General features: G+C 71.0%; 5 protein-coding genes and 1 pseudogene. 3 read left to right on the top strand and 3 right to left on the bottom strand.

All coding sequences use genetic code 11. The annotated features are described in order from the left end of the window. The first annotated feature begins 25 nt into the window (after positions 1–25). Positions 26–1,759 (top strand): MFS transporter, encoded by a 1,734-nt coding sequence (locus BZL64_RS16835; protein ID WP_425276052.1) that lies wholly within the window; start codon positions 26–28, stop codon positions 1,757–1,759. A 9-nt stretch (positions 1,760–1,768) separates the two neighbouring features. Here the strand turns inward: BZL64_RS16835 and BZL64_RS16830 are convergent, their stop codons facing one another. Next, positions 1,769–2,644 (bottom strand): hypothetical protein, encoded by an 876-nt coding sequence (locus BZL64_RS16830; protein WP_086770007.1) that lies wholly within the window; start codon positions 2,642–2,644, stop codon positions 1,769–1,771. An 89-nt stretch (positions 2,645–2,733) separates the two neighbouring features. Between BZL64_RS16830 and BZL64_RS16825 the strand changes: the two genes are divergently transcribed. Both BZL64_RS16825 and BZL64_RS16820 read left to right on the top strand, forming a co-directional pair. Continuing rightward, positions 2,734–3,519: an SDR family oxidoreductase gene (locus BZL64_RS16825; RefSeq protein ID WP_086770005.1), complete on the top strand. Its 786-nt coding sequence runs from the start codon at positions 2,734–2,736 to the stop codon at positions 3,517–3,519. A gap of 126 nt (positions 3,520–3,645) precedes the next feature. Further along, positions 3,646–5,217 (top strand): sodium:solute symporter family protein, encoded by a 1,572-nt coding sequence (locus BZL64_RS16820; protein WP_086770004.1) that lies wholly within the window; start codon positions 3,646–3,648, stop codon positions 5,215–5,217. Between the two features lie 16 nt (positions 5,218–5,233). Here the strand turns inward: BZL64_RS16820 and BZL64_RS16815 are convergent, their stop codons facing one another. Continuing rightward, on the bottom strand, positions 5,234–6,352 hold the full coding sequence (locus tag BZL64_RS16815; RefSeq protein WP_086770003.1) for an ADP-ribosylglycohydrolase family protein: 1,119 nt from the start codon (positions 6,350–6,352) through the stop codon (positions 5,234–5,236). Positions 6,353–6,503: 151 nt separating this feature from the next. Beyond that, positions 6,504–6,838, bottom strand: a pseudogene (locus tag BZL64_RS16810) (hypothetical protein); the annotation flags it as partial.

Below are 6,838 nucleotides of genomic sequence, written 5' to 3'. Positions count from 1 at the left end.
ACCCGCACCCGCACCCGCACCTGTCATGAGATCGATGCCCGACCGGGTGGGCGGCTGGCTCCGCCGGCATCTCGTGTTCTCGGTGACGGCCCTGTCCGCCGTACTGCACGTCGCGTGGTTCTTCGCCTTCGCGAACAGTGGCGGGGACCTGGCCGCGCAGGACGCCTGGGCCGAGTTCGTCGGCAGGCACCCCGACTCCGCGTACAACCTCGCCTGGTACGGCGGCATGCACCCGGTGTCGTACAGCGTGGTGTCGCCGTATCTCATGTCGGTGCTCGGCGTGCGGACGACGATGATGATCGCCGGGACGATCTCCGCCGGGCTGCTGACGCTGATCCTGCTGCGCTGCCGGCCGGTGCGGAACCCGGTGTGGCCCGCGCTCGCCGGGGTGTTCGCGCTGCTGTGCAACGCGGCCTCGGGCCGCGTGACGTTCGGGCTCGGCAACATGTTCGCGCTCGGCGCGGTCGCGGTGGTGTTCTGCTGGCCGCACCGCTGGCGTTACAAGCGGTGGGCGAAGGCGCTGTGCGCGGCGCCGCTCGCCGCGCTCGCCACGATGGGGTCGCCGGTGGCCGGCCTGTTCCTGGGGCTGGTCGCGGTCGCGCTGTTCCTGCAGAAGCGGCGGCCCGGCGCGTGGGCGCTGGGGCTGGCGCCGACCGCGGTCGTCGCGGTGTCCGCGTGGGCGTTCCCGTTCTCCGGCACCCAGCCGATGTCCTTCGGTTCGGCGGCCCTGCCGCTGCTGTTCTCGGTGCTGGTCTTCGCTCTCGTCCCGCACGACTGGAAGACCGTGCGGATCACGTCGGCGGTCTACGGCCTCGGCGTGCTGGGGGTGTGGCTGATCAGCTCGCAGATCGGGTCCAACATCACCCGGCTCGCCATGCTGTTCTCGGGTGTGGTGCTGATGGCCGCGCTGCCGTTCGCGGTGCCGCGCAGCCGCAAGTGGTACGCGATCGTGCTCTCCTCGCTGGTCTTCGTCGGCTGGATCGGCTTCAAGTCGGTCGACGACGTGTACCGGACGACTCCGGCCGCGTCCTGGGCCCGTGAGCTGGCCCCGCTGGTCAACGAGTTGCAGGAGGTCGGCGCGGAGAAGGGCCGGGTGGAGGTCGTCCCGGCCCGCTCGCACCGCGAGGCGTCCGCGCTCGCGCCGTACTTCAACCTGGCCCGTGGCTGGAACCGGCAGGCCGACATGGAGCGCAACCCCCTCTTCTACGACGACACCCTGAACTCGGCCAACTACCGCGAGTGGCTCAAGCGGTGGGCCGTGCACTTCGTGGTCGTGCCCAAGGACGAGCTGGACGGGGACGGCGGGCAGCGCGAGCGGGAGCTGGTGCAGCGGGGGCTGCCGTACCTGGAGCAGATCTGGGGAGACGCCAACTGGCAGCTGTTCCGCGTCAACGCCCCGGCGCCGCTCGCCGAGCCGAACGCGGTCGTGCAGCGGGCGGCGCAGGGTGAGATGACGATCGACGTGCGCGAGGCGGGCCGGATCCTCATCCGGATCCCGTACTCGCCGTGGCTGAGCGTCGTCGACGCGGAGGGCAAGAGCCTGGAGCCGCCGCGGGAGACGGAGGCGTCCAAGGACCGGGCCGAGGGCGAGCCGAAGGCGTACGACAACGTCAACGGCTGTCTCTTCGAGACGGAGGAGGACGCGGACGGCGACAGGTGGACGGTGCTGCTCGCGCCGGAGGCGGGGACGTACCGGCTGGCGGCGCCGTACCAGCTGCCGCGCGGCACTCCGTGTCCGGACGAGCTGAAGGAGCCGTAGCCACCGCGCTCACCGGAGCCGGTCGACGTACCGGTCCGTGCCGGGCACCGTCGGGATGAACGGGGCCAGGAGTTCGACGCTGCCCAGGCCCGTCTCCGCGACCTCTTCCTCCAGGCCGGTGAAGTGGTCGTCCCAGCATTCCCGCGGGTCCGTCTGCAGGAACCAGAGCAGGGTGAGGCGGGTGTCGACGCCCTCGACCTGCTGGACGTACGTCATGCGGTCGCCGGGCAGGGGGGTCGGGCGGAAGACGGTGACGAGGGCGGCCGGGGAGCCGGCGAGGCGCCGCGGGAGGTGGCGGGTGCGCAGCCACTCCAGCAGGCCTGCGCGCTGCTGCGCGGCCGGGGCGTCGATGACCTGGAGGACGAGGCCCGCGTAGGGGTGGTCCAGGGCGTGGAGGTCGCGGGGGCCCGCCGCGCCGTCGCGGTACACGGTGCTCTCGTGGTCCTGGAACGCGGTGAAGACGTGGGTGCGGTCCCGGTAGACGCGGGCGTCCCGGTTGAGGCGCTTGTTGATGGCGACCGTCCAGCGCATGTGGTCGTCGTAGCGGCCGTCGGTGATCCAGTAGGTGGAGAGGTAGCAGCCTGCCGTGACCGGCTGGGCGACGGCCGACTTCTCCGGGCGGCGCAGGAGCTGGAGGTCGCGGGTGGCGACCCAGCGGCGGCCGGCGTACATCCAGGGCATGGCCATGGCGCCGGCGTAGTAGTGGTCGTCCTCGTACCAGCGGTTGTAGGCGTACTCGTGGCCCGGGTGGGGTTCGACCATGGTGATCAGGGCGTGGCCGGGGTGCACGCCGTAGGGGCCGACGGCGGCCAGTTCGGCGTACGTGGCGCTGCGGGTGTCGGTGTGATCGCTGGCGTGGGTGTCGCTGTTGGTCTCCTCGCTCATGGGCTTGCCCTTTCCCTTCTCCTTCTCCGGCGGGTCGCCCATACTCTGACGCTCCGTCAGTTGATGCGCCAGGGTCAGGGAGGTTCCTCATGCCACTGCTGGTCGGCAGGACCGTCGTCGTCTCGGGGGTGGGGGCCGGGCTCGGTCACCAGGTCGCCGCGGCCGTCGTACGGGACGGCGGGAACGCCGTGCTGGGGGCGCGGACCGAGGCGAACCTCGCGAAGAGCGCGGCGGTGATCGATCCGGACGGGACGCACACGGCGTACCGGGCGACGGACATCACGGACGAGGGGCAGTGCGCGGCGCTGGCGGGGCTGGCGCGGGAGCGGTTCGGGGGGATCGACGCGGTGGTGCACGTCGCGGCCTGGGACTCGTACTTCGGCGGGCTGGAGGACGCCGACTTCGCGACCTGGCAGTCGGTGCTGGACGTGAACCTGCTGGGTGCGCTGCGGATGACGCGGGCCTGTCTGGGCGGGCTGAGGGAGCGGGGCGGGTCGGTGGTGTTCATCGGGACGCAGTCGGCGGTGGCGGCTCCCACGCAGGTGCGGCAGGCGGCATACGCGGCGTCGAAGGGGGCGCTGACCAGCGCGATGTACTCGCTGGCGCGGGAGTTGGGGCCCTACCGGATCCGGGTGAACACCGTGCTGCCGGGGTGGATGTGGGGGCCGCCGGTGCGGGCGTTCGTGCGGTTCACCGCGGCGGCCGAGGGGGTGGCGGAGGACGTCGTGCGGGGACGGCTCACCGAGCGGATGGCGTTGCCGGAACTGGCTACGGACGGGGATGTCGCGGATGCGGCGGTGTTCCTGGCGTCGGATCGGGCGCGGGCGATCACCGGACAGTCGTTGCTGGTCAACGCCGGGGAGCTGATGCGATGAGTTCACATAGATGAACCGGGACCACCATACAGAATGATTTTGCCTCCCCTTGACCTTACGCCGCCTTGTCGTGTTCACGCGCCAGCACCCACGATGAGCGCCGGGCTGAACCCTGGGAGGACGCACATGAACGGTCTCGACTGGGCCGTGCTCATCGGCTATTTCGGCGTGATGGTCGCCATCGGAGTCTGGTCCCACAAACGGGTCGACAACGTCAGCGACTTCTTCACGGCAGGCGGCAAGATGCCGTGGTGGCTGTCGGGCATCTCGCACCACATGTCGGGCTACAGCGCGGTGATGTTCACCGGGTACGCCGGCATCGCCTACACGTACGGCGTCACCTCCTTCATCACCTGGTCCTTCCCGATCGCCATCGGCATCGCGATCGGCTCCAGGCTGTTCGCGCCCCGGATCAACCGGCTGCGCTCACGGCTGCACGTCGCCTCCCCGCTGGAGTACCTGAAGAACCGGTACGACCTCAAGACGCAGCAGGCGCTGGCCTGGTCCGGGATGCTGCTGAAGATCGTGGACGTGGGTGCCAAGTGGGCGGCGATCGCCACCCTGCTGTCCGTGTTCACCGGCATCTCGCTGAACCAGGGCATCCTCATCACCGGCGCCATCACGGCCGTCTACTGCACGATCGGCGGGCTGTGGGCCGACGCGCTCACCGAGCTGGGGCAGTTCGTCATCCAACTCCTCGCCGGGGTAGCGATGTTCGTCGCCGTGGTGATGGAACTCGCCGACCGCAACATCGGTTTCCTCGGCGCGTGGGACGAACCGGCCCTCCAGGGCCATGAGAAGCCGCTGGTGGGGCCGTACGGCACGGTGTTCCTGCTCGCGTTCCTCTTCATCAAGCTGTTCGAGTACAACGGCGGCATGCTGAACCAGGCCCAGCGGTACATGGCCACGGCCACCCCGAAGGAGGCCGAGCGGTCGGCGCGGCTGTCGGCGGTGCTGTGGCTGGTGTGGCCGGTGGTGCTGTTCTACCCGATGTGGATGTCCCCGCTGCTGGTCGAGTCGCAGAAGCCGGACGGCTCCGACTCGTACGGCCTGATGACCGAACAGCTGCTGCCGCACGGGCTGTTGGGCCTGGTCATCGTCGGGTTCTTCTCCCACACGATGGCGATGTGCTCCTCCGACGCCAACGCCATCGCCGCCGTCTTCACCCGGGACTGCGCGCCGGTGATCTCGGCACGGGCGCGGGCCTGGAACGACCGGACGGGGCTGATCGCCGCCCGTATCGCGACGGTCGTCTTCCTCGGTCTGTCCATGGCGGCGGCCACGCAGGTCAATTCGCCCGCGTTCAAGGACATCATCACCGTCGTCATCAAGTGGGTGGCTGGTCTGATGGGCCCGATGGCGATCCCGATGATGCTCGGTCTGCTGCGGCCGTTCCGCCGCTCGGGTCCGACGGCGGCGCTGGTGAGCTGGTCGATGGGCCTGTTCGCCTTCTGGCTGGTCAACTACCCGATCAACTGGAACGTCGACGGCGGTGTCCCGCTCCAGTACCAGGTGTCCATACCGCTCGCCGTCTCCCTCTTCCTCTACATCCTGATCGGCTTCCTGAAGCCGGAGGACACCCCGGAACGGCTCGCGATCATCGAGCGGATCAACACCGACGGTGGCGGTGGGGGAATGTCGGCGGCGGCCGAGGTCCCCGGACCGCGGGACTCGATGCCGACGGCGGTGAAGGACTAGCCAGGCACGTCTGGATCTAGGCACCTCTGGGATACCGGGCGAGCCAGCCCGGGGACGCGCCCGCCGGGGTGTGCAGGGCGGGGCCCTGCGTCATCTCCATGGCGAAGTCGTCCGCCAGTTCCAGGATCGTGGGACGGCCCTCCAGCTCGGCCAGCCAGGCCGGCGGGAGGGCCGTTTCGCCGTGCAACGCCCCGAGCAGGCCGCCGGCCAGCGCGCCGGTCGCGGCCGAGGGGGCGCCGTGATTGACGGCGAGGAGCAGACCGTGGCGTACGTCCTCGGCGACCAGGGCGCAGTAGACGGCCGCCGCCAGCACGGCCGGGGCCGTACCCGCCCCGGCCAGCTCCGCCACCCGCGCCGGGCCGGGCATCCCCTGCCGTACGGCACCCAGCGCGTGCTGCAGGGCCTCGGACACCGGCTCGTGCCCCGGCCTCGCGGAGAGCAGGGCGAGCGCCCGCTGCACCGCGCCGTCGAGGCTGTCGCCGCGGGCCAGCGCGTGCACGGTGACCGCGTACGCGCCCGCCGCGAGGTATCCGCCGGGGTGGCCGTGGGTCTGCGCGGCGCACTCCACGGCGAGCTGCGCCACCAGTTGCGGCTCCCAGCCGACGAGCAGCCCGAAGGGCGCCGAGCGGGCGGTGGCCTCGGGGCCGTCCTCGCCGGGGCTCTTGGGGGCGTCGAGGGTGCCCATGATGTCGTCGCCGAGGCCGAGCAGCAGGGAGCGGGCGGGGTCGCGGCGGACGTACAGCCACTCCTCGTGGGCGAGCCAGCCGTCGTCCTTGCGGCGCAGATCGGGCCCCCAGTCGCGCTGGGTGGCGGCCCATCTCAGGTACGCCCGGTGCAGATCCGTCGGCGGGTACCAGGCACCGGTGTCCCGCCGCACCTGGGCGCGGATCAGCCCGTCCACGCTGAACAGGGTCAGCTGGGTGAGATGCGTGACGGCACCGCGGCGCCCGTAGGCGGGGGCGAGGTCGACGAGGCCCTCGGGCCCGTGGGCCTGCCGTATCTCCTCCAGCCCGAGCCGGTCGACGGCCGCCCCGAGCGCGTCCCCCACGGCCGAGCCGAGCAGGGTGCCCCGCACGCGACTGCGAAAGTCCTGCTGCTCGGTACGTCCCCAGACGGCCCCGCCTGTCGCACCCACCTGGACCTCCCGGGCACCGTCCGTTCATACGACTGCCCAGCACTGTAATCGACCGGGAGCGGTCGACTCAGGGTGTAGATCGCTATGCGAAGTGTGACCGGAGTGGTCGCGAGTGGTCAGTTATCGCCCTACCGAGGGGTTACCCGAAGGGCTACTCGACGACCCTGACGTTCGTTCCTGTCGCACCGAACGCCCACAGGGCCGCGCCGTCCGCCTTCGGCATGCGGATGCCGCCGGTCTGCGCGCCGGAGGCGGGGGGCGGGGAGGAGCCGTCCACGGCGTTGGAGAAGGCGATGTTGACGCCCGACTTCGCCGAGAAGTAGATGATGTGCTCGATCTGCACGCCGTCGGAGCCGGTGGTGGCGTCCTTGCGGAGGGACACCGTGAAACTTCCGACCGCGGGGTCCACGGTGCCCGGCCAGACCGTGAAGGTGCGGCGGGCCGCGTCGTCGGCGTCGACCAGCCACACCCGGTCCTGGCCGAGGG

This window comes from Streptomyces bobili, assembly GCF_002154575.1.
Taxonomy (GTDB): domain Bacteria; phylum Actinomycetota; class Actinomycetes; order Streptomycetales; family Streptomycetaceae; genus Streptomyces; species Streptomyces bobili.
This window is presented reverse-complemented; position numbering and strand designations above follow the sequence as displayed.

Excerpts from the sequence above, each read along its gene's own strand:
- BZL64_RS16820 (WP_086770004.1), top strand. The coding sequence starts at position 3,646 with ATGAACGGTCTCGACTGGGCCGTGCTCATCGGCTATTTCGGCGTGATG.
- BZL64_RS16825 (WP_086770005.1), top strand. The coding sequence starts at position 2,734 with ATGCCACTGCTGGTCGGCAGGACCGTCGTCGTCTCGGGGGTGGGGGCC.
- BZL64_RS16830 (WP_086770007.1), bottom strand. The coding sequence starts at position 2,644 with ATGAGCGAGGAGACCAACAGCGACACCCACGCCAGCGATCACACCGAC.
- BZL64_RS16835 (WP_425276052.1), top strand. The coding sequence starts at position 26 with ATGAGATCGATGCCCGACCGGGTGGGCGGCTGGCTCCGCCGGCATCTC.